General features: G+C 70.3%; 13 protein-coding genes and 1 pseudogene. 7 read left to right on the top strand and 7 right to left on the bottom strand.

What is annotated here, in order from left to right; translation table 11 throughout:
* The first annotated feature begins 189 nt into the window (after window positions 1-189).
* Window positions 190-1,467, top strand: a complete 1,278-nt coding sequence (locus AVW11_RS23570) for a cation:proton antiporter (protein ID WP_076045744.1) — start codon at window positions 190-192, stop codon at window positions 1,465-1,467.
* 78 nt (window positions 1,468-1,545) lie between these two features.
* Entirely contained in the window at window positions 1,546-2,910 is a 1,365-nt protein-coding gene (locus AVW11_RS23565; protein WP_079250747.1) for a family 43 glycosylhydrolase, read from the top strand.
* A gap of 48 nt (window positions 2,911-2,958) precedes the next feature.
* On the opposite strand, the gene AVW11_RS38550 is transcribed toward AVW11_RS23565, so the two are convergent.
* Both AVW11_RS38550 and AVW11_RS38545 read right to left on the bottom strand, forming a co-directional pair.
* A complete protein-coding gene (locus tag AVW11_RS38550; protein WP_060177336.1) occupies window positions 2,959-3,420 on the bottom strand; it encodes an RICIN domain-containing protein in 462 nt (153 codons plus the stop codon).
* Between the two features lie 186 nt (window positions 3,421-3,606).
* Window positions 3,607-3,822 (bottom strand): annotated as a pseudogene (locus tag AVW11_RS38545) (helix-turn-helix domain-containing protein); the annotation flags it as partial.
* Window positions 3,823-4,215: 393 nt separating this feature from the next.
* Here AVW11_RS38545 and AVW11_RS23555 point away from each other — a divergent pair.
* The 3 genes from AVW11_RS23555 (at window position 4,216) to AVW11_RS23545 (ending at window position 6,673) form a co-directional block, all read left to right on the top strand.
* Complete coding sequence (locus tag AVW11_RS23555; RefSeq protein ID WP_076045740.1) at window positions 4,216-4,851, top strand: NlpC/P60 family protein; 636 nt, start codon at window positions 4,216-4,218, stop codon at window positions 4,849-4,851.
* 128 nt (window positions 4,852-4,979) lie between these two features.
* Complete coding sequence (locus AVW11_RS23550; RefSeq protein ID WP_060177338.1) at window positions 4,980-5,477, top strand: RICIN domain-containing protein; 498 nt, start codon at window positions 4,980-4,982, stop codon at window positions 5,475-5,477.
* 638 nt (window positions 5,478-6,115) lie between these two features.
* Window positions 6,116-6,673, top strand: a complete 558-nt coding sequence (locus tag AVW11_RS23545) for a hypothetical protein (protein WP_076045738.1) — start codon at window positions 6,116-6,118, stop codon at window positions 6,671-6,673.
* 190 nt (window positions 6,674-6,863) lie between these two features.
* Here AVW11_RS23545 and AVW11_RS23540 read toward each other — a convergent pair whose 3' ends face one another.
* The 5 genes from AVW11_RS23540 to AVW11_RS23520 all read right to left on the bottom strand — a co-directional run bounded on the left by AVW11_RS23540 (window position 6,864) and on the right by AVW11_RS23520 (window position 11,756).
* On the bottom strand, window positions 6,864-7,952 hold the full coding sequence (locus AVW11_RS23540; RefSeq protein WP_079250746.1) for an SPFH domain-containing protein: 1,089 nt from the start codon (window positions 7,950-7,952) through the stop codon (window positions 6,864-6,866).
* Window positions 7,953-7,955: 3 nt separating this feature from the next.
* Window positions 7,956-8,387: an NfeD family protein gene (locus AVW11_RS23535; protein WP_030844095.1), complete on the bottom strand. Its 432-nt coding sequence runs from the start codon at window positions 8,385-8,387 to the stop codon at window positions 7,956-7,958.
* A 117-nt stretch (window positions 8,388-8,504) separates the two neighbouring features.
* A complete protein-coding gene (locus AVW11_RS23530) occupies window positions 8,505-9,722 on the bottom strand; it encodes an NAD(P)/FAD-dependent oxidoreductase (protein WP_076045736.1) in 1,218 nt (405 codons plus the stop codon).
* 132 nt (window positions 9,723-9,854) lie between these two features.
* Window positions 9,855-10,298, bottom strand: coding sequence for an SRPBCC family protein (locus tag AVW11_RS23525; protein ID WP_060177361.1), 444 nt, complete (start codon window positions 10,296-10,298; stop codon window positions 9,855-9,857).
* Between the two features lie 42 nt (window positions 10,299-10,340).
* Window positions 10,341-11,756 (bottom strand): glycosyltransferase 87 family protein, encoded by a 1,416-nt coding sequence (locus tag AVW11_RS23520; RefSeq protein ID WP_167389243.1) that lies wholly within the window; start codon window positions 11,754-11,756, stop codon window positions 10,341-10,343.
* 114 nt (window positions 11,757-11,870) lie between these two features.
* On the opposite strand from AVW11_RS23520, the gene AVW11_RS23515 reads away from it, so the two are divergent.
* Both AVW11_RS23515 and AVW11_RS23510 read left to right on the top strand, forming a co-directional pair.
* Window positions 11,871-13,013, top strand: a complete 1,143-nt coding sequence (locus tag AVW11_RS23515; protein WP_076045734.1) for a molybdopterin-dependent oxidoreductase — start codon at window positions 11,871-11,873, stop codon at window positions 13,011-13,013.
* Window positions 13,013-13,417, top strand: coding sequence for a hypothetical protein (locus tag AVW11_RS23510; RefSeq protein ID WP_076045732.1), 405 nt, complete (start codon window positions 13,013-13,015; stop codon window positions 13,415-13,417). The genes AVW11_RS23515 and AVW11_RS23510 overlap by 1 nt, the downstream gene beginning before the upstream one ends.
* Window positions 13,418-13,470: the final 53 nt, after the last annotated feature.

The following is a 13,470-nucleotide window of genomic DNA, read 5'->3' as shown; positions in this document are numbered from 1 at the left end:
GCGTACGCCCACGATAAACGGCCGACAGGCGACGCATTCATGCCGGAGCCCGGCAACGTGTGGCCGTCCGGACTGCCGTCAGGACCCCGTCAAGACGGCGTAAGGGATACGTAAAGTAGCCGGCGGAGTGCCGGGAAGCCTGGTCGGCGGATACGAAACACATCTCTTCTGGAATCGGGGGCTTCTGCCATGGTGCTCGTCGCTGTCTTCGGTGTGGCATTGCTGATCGCGGTCCTACTCTCCGGGCTCGCCGCCCGCACGGTACTGTCGACCTCGCTGCTCTTCCTCGTGGGCGGGGCGCTGGTCAGTGACGGGTTCCTCGGGCTGATCCACATCACCGCCGACAGCCCGATCGTCGCTGTCACCGCCGATCTGGCCCTGTTCGCCGTGCTGTTCACCGACGGCATGCACGTCTCCTTCCCGAAGCTGCGCGAGAACTGGAAGAACCCGGCCCGCGCCCTGGGACTCGGCATGCCGCTGGCCATGGTCGGCATGGCTCTGATCACCCACTACCTCGTCGGGCTGGACTGGACGACGTCCTTCCTGGTCGGCGCGGTGCTGGCACCGACGGACCCGGTGTTCGCCTCGGCCATCGTGGGACGCAAGGAGGTTCCGGCGAAGCTGCGCCAGCTGCTCAACGTGGAGAGCGGCATCAACGACGGTCTCGCTCTTCCGGTGGTACTGATCCTCATCGCCGTCGCGGGACCGACCTCCGGTCAGCTGCCGGCATCCACCGCGATGATCGGTCTGGAGCTCGGGCTCGGCCTCCTCTTCGGGATCGTCCTCCCGCTCGCGGTCGCCGGCCTGGTGCGGCTGCGGCTGCTGGGCGCGGAACCCAAGCTTCAGCCGCTGCTGCCCCTGGCGACCGGCATCATCCTTTACGGCCTGTGCCACCTCACCCACGCCAACCCCTATCTGGCAGCGTTCTCCGCCGGCGCCGTCCTGGCCCGCGTGTCGCCCGAGGCCAAGACGGTGTTCGAGCCGCTCGGTGAAGCGCTGGCGGAGCTCGCGAAGTTCGCCGCCCTCCTCGTCTTCGGCGCCCTGCTCACACCCCAGCTCTTCGGTGACCTGTCCCTCGGCGGGTACGCGGCCGTGATCCTGGCGATCGTCCTGATCCGCCCGGCCTCGCTGCTGCTGTCGCTGCTGGGTACCCGGCTGGAGCGGCGGGAGAGGCTGGTCGCCGCATGGTTCGGCCCCAAGGGCTTCGCATCCGTCGTCTACGGCCTGCTGGTCCTGCAAGCAGGCATCCCGCAGGGCGAGGAGGCGTACACCCTCATCGCGATCTGCATCGCCTTCTCGATCATCGCCCACAGCAGCACCGACGTACCGATCGCCCGCCTCTTCCACGTCGACGACCTCGCCGGAATTCCTGCCGCCGGATCGCCGGAGCCCTCCCACCCGACGGTCGCCGATGACCGGAAGGGGAATCGCCGGAGCGGCCAGCTCGCCGGCTTCCGCAACCGGTAGCTGTCCAGGGCGTTAGTCCATCGAAACGGACGGCGCAGCCTCCTCGCATGCAACTCCTCGGCTCCAAGGAGAAGACAGGTGTTCCCCACAGTCGTACCCCGGTTCTGGAGGTCGGTCGCCGTCACGGCCACCGGACTGCTCGCCGCATGCCTCCTCGCTGCGCCGCCCGCCGGAGCCGACACGGCGGAGCCGGTGTTGGGCCGGAACTTCCCCGATCCGGATGTCGTGAAGGTGGGCCGCACCTACCACGCCTACGCGACCAACGGTGAGACGGCGAACATCCAGCACGCCACGTCCACGGACCTGGTCCACTGGTCCCCGGTCGAGACGGACCCCCTGCCCCGCCTCGGGAGCTGGGCGGAGCCGGCGCGTCTACTCGTGTGGGCGCCGGAGGTGTTCGCCAACGGGCGTGGATTCACCATGCATTACACCGCTCGTGACCGGGCCAGCGGCAAGCAGTGCATCGGTGTCGCCCTCTCGTCCTCACCCGACGGCCCGTTCCTGCCCACCGGCGAGGGACCGCTGGTCTGCCCGGCCGAACAGGGGGGCGCCATCGACGCCGCAAGCTATACGGAGGACGGCCGGCGGTACCTGCTCTGGAAGAACGACGGGAACTGCTGCGAGCTGGCCACCCGGATCTACCTGCAGCCCGTCTCCTGGGACGGCACCCGCACGACGGGTGAGCCCGTCGCTTTGATCGGGCAGGACCGCGAGTGGGAGGGGAAACTGGTCGAGGCCCCGACCCTCGTGCGCCGTGACGGCCGCTACGTGCTGTTCTACTCGGCCGGCTTCTACGGCGACCACCACTACAAGACGAGCTACGCGGTGGCCACTCGGCTGACCGGCCCCTACGTCAAGGCGACGGCGCCGCTGATGTCCACCGAGTCCTTCGGCGGCGCGGTCCGCGGCCCCGGAGGGCAGGATGTCGTGACCGGGCCGGACGGGCAGGACCGGATCCTCTTCCACGGCTGGAGTCATGACGGCTCCGAGCGACGCTTCCTGTACGCCGCCGACCTCGGCTTCGCGGACGGCCGTCCGGTCGTCCGCGGCAGCAAGGTACTCCATCAGGCGGAGAGCGCCCGGGTGCACCGGGCGGTGGTCCGTGATGCGGCAAAGGCCCTGGACGGTCGGGCGGTCGGCGGGATCGACCACCCCGACAGCTTCGTCGAGTTCTCCGTCTTCGCCGCCTCGGCGGGACCGCACACGCTGACGGTCCGTTACGGCAACGGTTCCCGGGACGGCGCCGGCGGGCGGGTACCGGCCTCCCACGGCCTCACCGTCAACGGGCAGGCCCCGGCCCACGGGCGGGTGGACTATCCGCACACCGGATGGGACAACTGGCAGCAGGTGAGCGTGCCTGTCTCCTTGCGCCGGGGCTGGAACACCGTACGCCTGACCAAGGGCGAGTACTACGCGGAACTCGACTGCGTGGAAGTGGCCTGAGCCTGCCTCAGCCGGTGCGGGTGGTGGTGGGGCGGACCCTCCATCACCTCAGCCCCACTTCTGGTGATTCGAGCCGTCGCAGGGCACGGTCCGCAGCCCCTGGTCGCTGTCGTCCAGACAGGCTCCGGTGGTCCGGCTCTTGATCTCTACCGAGGCGTCAGCCAAGGCCGTGACCACCCACTTCTGCGTGGGGGCCTTGGTGCAGGAAGCGCCCTGCAGCGCGGAGTCGCCGCTGTCCAGGCAGGCGCCTGTGGCGTGGTTGCGCAGTTCGCTGGTGCCGTCGGGATACGGGTGGACCGTCCACCTCTGGTAACTCATTCCGTTGGGCTCGAAGGAACGCAGGCCCTTGTCGAGGCTGTGGTCCAGACAGTTGCCCGTGACCCGGTTGACGAAGATCCGGCTGTAGTCGTCGAGCCGCGGTCCGGCCTTTCCGTCTGCTTTGGGGGACGCCGCCTGCCGACCCGGTGCGCCTTGCCCCAGTGAGGAACCCTCCGGCCACGGACCGAACAACGCCAGAGCGCAGCCGCACAAGAGGCCGACGCACGCACCGCACGCGGCCCACACCCAGCGGTGCGATGCCCAGAGACCAGCCGTACGCCGCCAACGGCGCCACCGACCCTCCGCAGCGGCGGGCGGACCCGCGTCCGCGGGCGGTTTCGGCTGGCACCGGTCCGCCGCCTCCCACAGGGCGCGGTATTCGGACGGGTCCGCGCCCAAGGCCCGGCACAGGTCGCGGACGGTCGACCACGGCGGGACCGTGCTGCCCCGCAAGTAGCGAGACAGTGACGAATCACTGATCATCACCTCGGACTCCAGTGAACGCAGCGTGCGACCGGATCGCCGCTGCAAAGCCTTCAGCGCACTCCCCAACTGCTGCGCCGCACTGCCGTTCAGTCCGCCGAGGCCTGTCATGTTCGCCTCCTTCCGACGGCCGCACACTGATGTCCCGCAGGCCGCTCCATGTCCCGGGATGGTCATGTCCCAGCAGGTCAGAACCTTAGGGATCCCGACATCGGTGAAGCAAACGGGACAGCCTTGCCCGGGCCGCATCGCCGCCCGCAGACTCCTTCTCGTCCGGCCCGGCAACCCGGGCAAGCGCCGCATGGCGGCCTCGCATCTCCGGCACGGGTGTCACCGAGGGCGACCGAACCGTCCCTCCCCAACCCGGACTCCAGGGCTTCGCAGCCTTCACCGGCACGGCCTGAACCGGCCCGTATCGGCATGGAGTCCTGACGCCCTTGCCCGGCCGCGTGGACCGGCGCCTCCATCCGCCATGAGCGAGAACACAGAAACAGGAGAATCCACATGTCCGAGAAGATCACCCGCCGTTGGGGTATGGCAGCGTTGACAGCGGTCCTGTGCGCCGGGTCCGTCGTCCTGACGGCGCCGTCCGCGCCTGCGGCTCCTTCCGTATCCGCTGCGTCCGCGGCGTGGGCGACCGCCGAGGCGGGCGGTGCCCTCGCGCCCTGGGCCGAGCACGCCGAATCGGCCCCCGCAAGCCAGGCGGCTCCCCGTATCACCCGCGCCCAGGTGCTGGCACGGGCGAAGACCTGGCTGACCGCGAACAACGGCCGCCCCGTCCCCTACAGCCAGAACAAGCGGTGGAAGGACGGATACCGGCAGGACTGCTCCGGTTACGTCTCCATGGCGCTGGGACTGTCGAAGCCCGGCCCCAACACCGTCTCGCTGAAGAACGACGGGTTCACGCGCCGGATCGCGATGAAGGACCTGGCCCCCGGCGACCTGGTCATCAAGGCCAACAGCAACAACCCCGACAACCGCCACGTCGTCATCTTCGACGGCTGGGCCAACAAGGCCCGCACCGCCTACAAGTCCTACGAGCAGGCGGGCGGGGTCGGTACCCGCTGGAAGCAGCACTCCTACGGGGTGAACGGCCGCGACGGCTACCACGCCTACCGGCCCGTCAACATCGTGGGCTGATCCGTCCATCAGACCAGCCGTCCATCCGTCCATCCGTCCATCCGTCTATCCGTCCGCGCGGGGCGGGGCGGTGCCCCGCCCCGCGCAACCCTCCGCAGAACCCCCTCCCAGTCACCGAGGAGAGAGTCATGAACACCGTTCCGACGACCACGAAGAGGCTCCGGGCAACCGTCGCGTGCGTGCTGCTCGCCGCGGGCCTGGCTACGGCCACCGCCACGCACGAGGCCGACGCGGCCCCGACGAGCGCGCTCGACAGCGTCCAGAGTTTCCGCAACGATGCGACGTCGGCCTGCCTGGACGACAGCGAGCACGGGATCCGTACGTACACGTGCCTGGGCAACGACCACCAGAAGTGGAACGTCCACCGGTGGGCCGACGGCACCCGTGAACTGCGGAACATCAACACGGGCAGGTGCCTGACCGGCAGCCCCGGGGGCAAGGTCGAGCCGTATCCGTGCGACAAGGCCAAGGACCAGAGCTGGATCGTGCACCGCTACCCCGACGGGGCCGTCGAGTTGAAGAACCAGCAGACCGGCCTGTGCCTGGACGACAGCCCGTCCCACCACCTCCGTACCTTCCCGTGCGGGACCCACACCCAGAAGAGCCCGTACCAGACCTGGCGCTGAGCGGGTAGGCGGCAGCGATCCTGGCGGCGGGGGCGGCGCCGGCCGGCCCAGGCCGGACACCGGCCCCGCGGCGGCCAGGATCGCTGCCGCCTGGACACGCGACCGGCGTGGAAGCGCCACCCGCGGGGCTGGAGCGGCCTCTCGAATGCGTCGGCAATCGGAAATCCGTTAGGCCTCATGGGCCCTGGCCTACAGCCAGTCGCGCTTCTTGAAGATGACGTACAGGCTGCCGCAGACCACCGCCAACATGATTCGGCGCAGCCGGGTCAGGCCAGCAGCCACCCTGTCATGGACGTGATGGTCAAGACCTGTGACATCGTCAGGCCTTCCGGCATCCGACCCGAGGCCGTTTCGGCGTTCGGGAGCCTTACAGACGCGCAGCGGTATACTCAGGCAGCCCTGGATGAACCGAACAATCAGAGGAAGATCGATAATTGGCTCGCGGGTAACCCTGGACCCAACTCGTCACGCTCCAGGTCGTGGGACCGGGGCGACACCGCTGCGCGTGACGTGACCAATGTATGGGTCGTTCTGAGACCCAACCCGGGGAGCCACCCGCCGTTCGTCGTTCTCACTTCCATGCCCACCGACAAGACCCAGCACCCGTAGTGCGCACGTGGAGAACTGAGGTAAGGCCCATGACTCGGATTGACGCCACCTCGTGGAGCCGTTCCCTGCGGGCCCTATTCGGGGAGGGCATGTTCGCGGCCGTGGGGGCGCGGCGGCGCGATGACTGGCGCCTGGACGCCCTCGACGTCATGCAGCTGCGGACGGACGATCCGCGTGGCTGGTCGAAGGTTGCCGCGGCACCGGGAGGGGGCGATTACGGCACCGGCCCGGACAGCCCGTTCAGTGCTGTCACGCCAGGAGACTTCAGCACGGCCTTCCCTGTGTCCAGGAGGGGCACCGAACAAATCCTGGTCACTCTCCAGGGTGAGTGGTTCCAAACAGAGGACATTCCGGATTTCGATGCGCGAGAGGCTGAGCTGACCTCGCACGCGAGAACGATCCTGGAAAGATTCGGGGAGGACGCGCTATTTTTTACCAATGCGGCGACGGCGCGAGAGAATCCCCATGCCGACATGTTCCGTCGCGAGGGCGCCTATGAGGGCTTCACCAGCCACGTGATGGATTGTGGTGTGATTGCTGTCTCCGCCACGGAAGTCGGCATCTTCTGGGGCTTCACCATCGATTGAGGATCTCCCGTGCGTACCCGCGAGATGTCCTCTCAGCGGGTCCTCACCTACCGATGCAGCCCGCTCGGCGTCGGCCACCGCGTACCCGGTCCGGCCCTCTGCAAGGCGACCGCGTATCCGACCGACCCTGCACCCGCCAGGACGGCTCCGGGCGAGGTCTGTACGAGAGACGGGATCCTCTGCCGGGCCTTCAGTCCGGGGGGCCGGCAGGTGGCGTCTCCGGCTGGGGGTGACGCTCGGTGGCTTCGAGAGGGGGCGGCAGCGCGCCGGTCGTGGTGGCGGCGTCGGCTTCCGCCGCGTCGGCGAGGGCTTCCGCAGCGGCTTCTGCCGCCTTCGCCGCGTCGTTCGCGGCCTGGATGGCCAGGTCGTCCGATGACGTCCGGCGGGTGGCGGCGGACTGGGGGAGGACTTCGCTGAAGGCGCGGGAGACGTCCTGGAGAGCGGAGGTGACCTCGCCGGGGATCACCCAGAAGGTGTTTCCCGGGCTCTGCGCGAGCTGGGGGAGCGTCTGGAGGTACTGGTAGGCGAGGAGTTTGGGGTCGGGGTCGTTGCGGTGGACTGCCTGGAAGACCTCGTCGATGGCGCGTGCCTGGCCCTCCGCCTTGAGGATCTCTGCGGTCCGGTTGCCTTCCGCGCGGAGTACCGCGGCCTGCTTCTCGCCTTCCGCGGTCAGGATCTGGGACTGGCGCTGCCCCTCGGCCCCGAGGATGACGGCCCGCTTGTCCCGCTCGGCCCGCATCTGCTTCTCCATCGCGTCCTTGATGGACTGCGGCGGGTCGATGGCCTTGATCTCCACCCGGTTGACCCGCAGACCCCACTTGCCGGTGGCGTCATCGAGCACGCCGCGCAGCTGGTTGTTGATGGTGTCCCGGGAGGTCAGCGTCTTCTCCAGGTCCATGGAGCCCACGACGTTGCGCAGTGTGGTGACGGTCAGTTGTTCCACCGCCTGCAGGAAGTTGGCGATCTCGTAGGCGGCAGCACGCGGGTCGGTGACCTGGAAGTAGAGGACGGTGTCGATCTCGACCACCAGGTTGTCCTCCGTGATGACCGGCTGCGGTTTGAACGACACAACCTGCTCGCGCAGGTCGATCACCGGGTAGACGCGGTCGATGTACGGGATGACGACATTGAGCCCGGGCTTCAAGGTGCGGTGGTAGCGGCCGAGCCGCTCGACGTTGCGGGCGCGGGCCTGCGGGACGATGCGGACCGCGCGGATCACGGTGAAGACGGCGAAGACAGCGACCAGCAGGCCGGCGATGAGGAACGCCGAGATCTCCATGGTTCACTCCCGGGGGTAGACCAGCGCGGTGGTGCCCTTGATCTCGATGACGTCGACGGTTGTTCCGGGGGGAATGACCTGCGTCTCGTCGTAGGCGCGGGCCGTCCACTCCTCGCCGCCGATGCGGACCCTGCCGCTCAATCCCGTCACCTCGGCAGTCACGTACGCGGCCCCTCCGACCAGGGCCTCCACGCCGAAGCGCGCGACTTCCCGTGGCATCAGGCGGCGCATGGCGATCGGGCGCAGGAACGCCAGGCCGACCGTCGCCACGAGGGTGAAGGCCAGGAGCTGCCAGGGGAGGGGCAGTCCGATCGCCGCGAGGACCGCGGTCACCAGCGCGGCGCCGCCGAGCAACCCGAGTGCGGCGGTGAGAGTGAAGATCTCCGCCACACCCAGGAGAGCCGCGGTGATCAACCAGATCAGCCAAGGATCCATCGCCCTACGCCTCCCGACGGGTAAAGGAGAACGCCGCTTCCGTCGCTTTTGCAACATTTTACCCAGTTTGTCCGGATGGAATCGGAGTCAGGGTCCCCCAGCGCCCCCGGCGGCGGGCTACGCGGCCGCCCTCTCGGCGGGCACGTTCGGCGCGGCGGCCAGGCGGTGCCTGCGCTTGGGCAGGCCGAATGTCGGGTGCGAGGTGGCCCACAGCGACATCTTGAGGATGCCCTCCTTGATCCGTGCGGCCTTCCGGCCGCCCAGGTACTTCGGCTTCGCCTCCGCCTCGCCGTCGACCATCTGCAGGATGCCGTCCCGCCGTCCCAGGCTGATGTGGTTGCCCACGTACTCCAGCGTGCCGTTCGGGATCTCGCGGCCGGTCAGGTGTCCCACGATCGCGTCCACGGCCTGGCGGCCGGTGTAGCCGGCCGAGGCGCAGGACATCGGCAGTGGCTGCCCGTTGTCGCCGATGGCGTAGGCGCTGTCCCCGGCGGCGTAGACGTTGGGGTGGGAGACCGACCGCATGGTGCGGTCGACGGCGATCCGGCCGTTCCCGGTGACCTCCAGCCCGCTCGTGGCGGCGATCGGTGCGACCGCGAAGCCGGCCGTCCACACGGTCGCGTCGGACGCCAGAACGGTGCCGTCGGCGCACAGCACCCGTGCCGCTTCGACAGCTTCGACGTGGGTGTGTTCCCGGACTGTGACGCCCAGCCGGTCGCAGGCCCGGCGCAGGTGGCTGCGGGCTCCGGCGGAGAGCGGAGCGCCCAGCTCGCCGCGGGCGATGAGCGTCACCGACAGGCCGGGCCGTGATTCGGCGATCTCGGTGGCGGTCTCGATGCCGGTCAGTCCGTCGCCGACGACCAGGACGTTCCCGCCTGCCTGCCGCCCGTCCCGCCCGTCCGGGCTGTCCAGGCTGTCCAGGCGCTCGCGCAGGCGCATCGCGGAGGGCCGGGCGGCGATGTCGAAGGCGTGCTCGGCCACGCCGGGGACGCCGTGGTCGGCGCCGCGGCTGCCGAGCGCGTAAACGAGCGTGTCGTAGCCGAGCTCACCGCGGCAGCCGGGGTCGGCCACGGCGACGACCTGGCGCTCGGGGTCGATGCCGGTCACACGAGCCACCCGGAGCCGTATCCCCGTGCCCGCGAAGACGTCGGCGAGCTGCGGGGCCTCGATCTCCTGGCCGGCCGCGAGCTGGTGCAGCCGCAGCCGCTGGACGAAGTCCGGCTCGGCGTTGACCACGGTGATCTCGGTGTCCGCCGGGGACAGGCGGCGGGCCAGGGTCCCGGCTGCGTAGGACCCGGCGTAGCCGGCGCCGAGGACGACGATGCGGTGCTTCATGTGCTGCTCCTGTCGGTCGGTCCGCTTGGTGTCGGTGACTTGAGCGGAACAGCGCACCGATTCCTGACAGAAGTCGCATGTGACGTGGGTCACGGCGCGGTAGCGGCGATCCTACGGGGCGTACGACCCCGCTCAGCGCTCCATGAGTGCCTTGAGCGCCGCCAGATCCTTCTTCTGCGCTCGGCGCATCGCCGCCGCCATCACGGCGGCGCCCACGGACGCGAATCCCCGTGGCTCGCCGCGATTGCGCAGTGTCATGCGGGTTCGGGCCGCCCCTTCGCCGTACGGCTCCCAGGTGTACGTGGTTTCCATGGGGAAGGGGCCCTCGGCCGTGCGCATGACCAGGCGGCTGCCGCTCTCGTAGGCGGTGACCTCGTAGGTGTAGGCCAGGCGCCTGCCGAGGAAGCGGGCGACGAATGCGACCCGGGAACCGACCCCCACCGGTGGCGGGGTCAGCCACTGCACGGACTCGATGTTGGCGTACCACTCGGGTGCGTGGACGGGGTCGGCGGCGTAGGCGGCGACGCGCTCGCACGGGGCGGCGATCACGGTCTCGGTCAGCACGTCGACCTTCATGGAAGCACCTTAGACCACGCGAACAGGGCCGCAGCCGGGTCGTCAGACCGTCTTCGCGGCGGCTCCGCGTCGTACCCGGCTCATCACGAGGACGAGAACTGCTGCAGCCCCGTACGCGATGTTGCTCAGCGCCGGATGGAAGTGGAGCGCCGGGGCCAATACGTAGACGGCGGCCCCCGCGAGGGGGATGCCGAGCCATTCCCAGCGTCCGTCCAGGGCGACGAGGGCGATCAGGAGCAGGGCGTACCAGGAGTAGCCGGGGGTGAGGAGGAGGAAGGACCAGCCGGTGACCAGGAGGGCGCCGCTCCAGGGGCGCCGCGGATCCCCGCGCCACATCACGTACAGCGACACCGCCGCGATGATGACGAGCAGTACCGGGAACGCCCAGGTGTCCGGCAGGACCAGGCGCAGGAGCGAGTAGCGGGACCCGGACGACGGGTCGTCGTAGCCCTCCTCGTCGACGTAGCCGCCGAGGTAGCCGAAGACCGAGCCGCGCGAGAGCAGGACGTACGGGACGTAGGAGAGCAACGTGAAGGCTGCCGCCGGCAGCAGTACCGCAGCCGCGTCACGAACCCGCCGGACCCCGGACAGCGCGCCGGGGAGGACGACGGCCGGCATCAGCTTCGTGGCGATGGCGGCGCCGATCAGCACGCCGCCCGCTGCCCGCCGGGGCAGGGCCCGGGACGCGACGAGGCCGAGTCCGGCGACCGCGAGGAGCACACCCAGGACGTCCACATGCGCGTTGTTGACCACCTCCAGTGGAACGGCCGGGCACCAGGCCCAGTACGCGGCCTTGCGGAGGTCCTCACCGCGCCGCCGCAGGATCACCAGGAGCAGGCCCGTGACGCCGAGGGAGAGCAGGACGGCCCCGGACTGGAGCGGTTTGTGCCGGGCGCCGGCGGGTGACAGCCGGTCCACCGCCAGGAAGTACGCCTGGGCGACGGGCGGGTAGATGGTGTGCACGGCAGGCCTGTTGATGCGGGTGCAGTGGCGCACACCGTCCGTGGCCGGGATCCGGGCGAGGTCGGGGCCCTGGCAGGCGGCCCCGGTGGGGAAGAGCCAGGGGTCGCGCAGCCGGACGAGGGCCGGGCCCAGCGGAGGATGGTCGTACGGGGAGACACCCGCCGCCTGGACGCGGCCGTCCCAGGCGTAGCGGTACGCGTCGGTGCTGGTCCGAGGGGGTCCCAGCAGGCCGGTCACCGTGACGGCGACGGCCCCCGCGGCGATCAGCCACGCGGCACGGCGGGGCGGGACCCGGCGCAGCGCGAGCAGCGCGACGGCGAACAGCGCCCAGCAGACCGCGTACCACCCGAAGAGCCCGACGGGATCGCTGAAGTAGCTCCCGTACAGCACGGTGAGGGCGAGCACCGTCGTGAGTGCGGCGAGAAGGAGGGCGGTGGTCGCGAGGGCGGGGGTCGCGAGGGCGGTGCGCGGGGGGAGGGCGGTCAGCGGTTTCACCTGCGGAAGCGTTGCAGGAACCGGCCCTCCTGCGGACCTCGCCACCTCGGACGTCCCTGTTTCGTAAGGTGTTCGCGCCACGTGCGCGGCCCTCGTCGGGGGTGTGATGGGGGCATGCGTTTCTCCCTGCCTTCGGCGCCTCACGTCACCTTCACGGCGCGCCTGCACGATGCCCGTACCGCGACCGCGATCGGCCGCCTGCTCGGCCTGGCCATGGTCGTCTGCTTCGTGACCGGCGTGCTGAGCCATTACCTGCAGCACCCGCCGGGGTGGCTGGCCGACCGGCTGCCGAGCCGCCCGTACTGGGGCTACCGGCTCACCCAGGGCCTCCACGTCGCGTCCGGGATCGCGGCGGTCCCGTTGCTGCTGGCGAAGCTGTGGGCGGTCTACCCGCGGTTGTTCGCGTGGCCGCCGGTGCGGTCCCTGCGGCACGCGCTGGAGCGGATCTCTGTGGCCGTCCTCGTGGCGGCCGCACTGTTCGAGCTGTTCACCGGCCTGCTGAACACCTTCCAGTGGTACCCGTGGCCCTTCAACTTCGTTCCCGTGCACTACGCGGTCGCCTGGCTCCTCCTGGGCTCGCTGCTGCTGCACGTAGCCGTGCAATGGCCGCGGATCCGGGACCACTTCACACGCCGTTCTCCCGGGACCCTGGCCCTGCCCGAGGCCGACGGGCCCGACCGCAGGCAACTCCTCCTCGGTGTCACGGCCGCGGTCGGCGCAGTGACGCTGACCACCGTCGGACAGTCCGTCACCGCGCTCGGCCCGCTCGAACTGTTCGGCCCGCGCAGCCCGTCCCACGGGGTGCAGGGGTTGCCCGTGAACCGGACGGCCGCAGCCGCGGGGGTCACCCGGGCCTCGCTGGCCGACTGGCGGCTGACCGTGGACGGGCCGCGTCCGTACACCCTCACGCTGGAGGAGCTGCGCGCCATGCGCCAGCATGACGTCACCCTGCCCCTCGCCTGCGTCGAGGGCTGGAGCAAGTCCGCGCACTGGACCGGCGTACGGGTACGGGACCTCCTGGAGCGGGCGGGCGGGGGCTCGGACGCCCGAGCCCGGGTGGTCTCCCTGGAGGCGGTGGGCGCCTACCGGGTGATGGAGATGGGACGCCTGTACGCGCAGGACCCGCTCACCCTGCTGGCGCTGAGGCTGAACGGTGAGGTGCTGTCCCTGGATCACGGCTACCCGGCGCGGATCATCGCCCCCAACCGGCCCGGTGTGCTCCAGACCAAGTGGGTCGGCCGGCTGGAGGTCGCGTGATGAACTTCCGACACGTGACGGGCGGACTCGGGCTGCTGTGCGCCGCCTGGGGCGGATCGCTGCTGCTCCGTCAGCCCGAGCCGTGGCGGATCGCCGTGTGGCTCGGCGGAGCGGTCGTGGTGCACGACGGGTTCGTGGCGCCGCTCGTGCTCGCCGTCGCGGCCCTCGCCGCCGCCGCGGGCCTGCGCCTGCGGGGAGTTCCGCGTGCGGCGCTGATCGTCGCGGGCTCCCTGACGGTGATCGCACTCCCTCCGCTCCTGCGCCCCGGCCCCGTGGCCAACCCGACGGTGCTGCCGCTCGATTACCTGCGCAACTGGCTGCTGGCCATGGCGGCCGTCGCGGTGTTCACCGTCGCGCCCGCCGCCCTGCGGGCCTTGACGCGGCGAGCCGGCCGCCGGTCCTGACGACGGGCTCCGCAACGAGAACCGCCGGGGTGGGGTCCGCAGCAGCGGACCCC

This window comes from Streptomyces amritsarensis (assembly GCF_001953875.1).
In the GTDB taxonomy this organism is placed as follows: domain Bacteria; phylum Actinomycetota; class Actinomycetes; order Streptomycetales; family Streptomycetaceae; genus Streptomyces; species Streptomyces amritsarensis.
This window is presented reverse-complemented; position numbering and strand designations above follow the sequence as displayed.

Excerpts from the sequence above, each read along its gene's own strand:
- AVW11_RS23525 (WP_060177361.1), bottom strand. The coding sequence starts at position 10,298 with ATGAAGGTCGACGTGCTGACCGAGACCGTGATCGCCGCCCCGTGCGAG.
- AVW11_RS23510 (WP_076045732.1), top strand. The coding sequence starts at position 13,013 with ATGAACTTCCGACACGTGACGGGCGGACTCGGGCTGCTGTGCGCCGCC.
- AVW11_RS23545 (WP_076045738.1), top strand. The coding sequence starts at position 6,116 with ATGACTCGGATTGACGCCACCTCGTGGAGCCGTTCCCTGCGGGCCCTA.
- AVW11_RS23530 (WP_076045736.1), bottom strand. The coding sequence starts at position 9,722 with ATGAAGCACCGCATCGTCGTCCTCGGCGCCGGCTACGCCGGGTCCTAC.
- AVW11_RS23555 (WP_076045740.1), top strand. The coding sequence starts at position 4,216 with ATGTCCGAGAAGATCACCCGCCGTTGGGGTATGGCAGCGTTGACAGCG.
- AVW11_RS23515 (WP_076045734.1), top strand. The coding sequence starts at position 11,871 with ATGCGTTTCTCCCTGCCTTCGGCGCCTCACGTCACCTTCACGGCGCGC.
- AVW11_RS23540 (WP_079250746.1), bottom strand. The coding sequence starts at position 7,952 with ATGGAGATCTCGGCGTTCCTCATCGCCGGCCTGCTGGTCGCTGTCTTC.
- AVW11_RS23535 (WP_030844095.1), bottom strand. The coding sequence starts at position 8,387 with ATGGATCCTTGGCTGATCTGGTTGATCACCGCGGCTCTCCTGGGTGTG.
- AVW11_RS23570 (WP_076045744.1), top strand. The coding sequence starts at position 190 with ATGGTGCTCGTCGCTGTCTTCGGTGTGGCATTGCTGATCGCGGTCCTA.
- AVW11_RS23550 (WP_060177338.1), top strand. The coding sequence starts at position 4,980 with ATGAACACCGTTCCGACGACCACGAAGAGGCTCCGGGCAACCGTCGCG.